The sequence below is a fragment of the Kribbella monticola genome (genome assembly GCF_003261635.1).
GTDB lineage: Bacteria > Actinomycetota > Actinomycetes > Propionibacteriales > Kribbellaceae > Kribbella > Kribbella monticola.
Map to the genome: position 1 here is coordinate 1 of NZ_QFXK01000056.1, position 614 is coordinate 614.

Annotated in this window: 1 protein-coding gene and 1 pseudogene; both read left to right on the plus strand. The window is 63.7% G+C overall.

All coding sequences use genetic code 11. The annotated features are described in order from the left end of the window. Positions 1 to 102 precede the first annotated feature (102 nt). Positions 103 to 393 (plus strand): helix-turn-helix domain-containing protein, encoded by a 291-nt coding sequence (locus tag DIZ26_RS34465; RefSeq protein WP_232828842.1) that lies wholly within the window; start codon positions 103 to 105, stop codon positions 391 to 393. Between the two features lie 10 nt (positions 394 to 403). Beyond that, positions 404 to 614: pseudogene (locus tag DIZ26_RS38475) on the plus strand (site-specific integrase); the annotation flags it as partial.

Here is a 614-nt window from a genome sequence, read left to right on the forward strand (position 1 = left end):
CCTGACCTGCGAAAACGAGGCTGGTACGGCTGGTACGGCTTGGGTCCCCAGGGCCGCACCTGACCTCTTCGATGCCGACGACCCTCACCGCCGGGAGATCGCATGACCATGCCCAAGAGTGCTGACCGCCTGTCGGGACGGACCGAAGGAGACCTTGCCCTGATGGACATCTTCGACGCCGGTACTACGACCGCCGCCACCCCCTTGCTCTTGACGGTCGAGGAAGCTGCTCAGCGACTCGGCATCGGTCGCACGACTGTGTTCGGGCTGATCAAGTCCGGCGAGCTGGAGTCGGTTCCGCTCGGTCGCCTGCGGCGAATCCCGACTGAGTGCATCAACGAGTACATCGACCGACTTCGGATCAAGGCCCGCGCCGATCGCCACGCCGCCTAGGGGGAGGGACATGGAGAACAAGAGCAAGCGGCCGAAGAATCCGGACGGCCGATCGACCATCTACAAGGGCACCGACGGTTACTGGCACGGTCGAGTCACGATGGGTGTCAAGGACAACGGCGATCCGGACCGACGGCACGTTATGCGGAAAGACAGAGCCGAGGTAGTCGATCGAGTCTCCGAGCTGGAGAAGGAGCGAGACAGCGGGAAGATTCGACCGG

What these genes read in the sequence shown, in the direction of transcription:
- DIZ26_RS34465 (WP_232828842.1), top strand. Translation starts at nt 103, where the DNA reads ATGACCATGCCCAAGAGTGCTGACCGCCTGTCGGGACGGACCGAAGGA.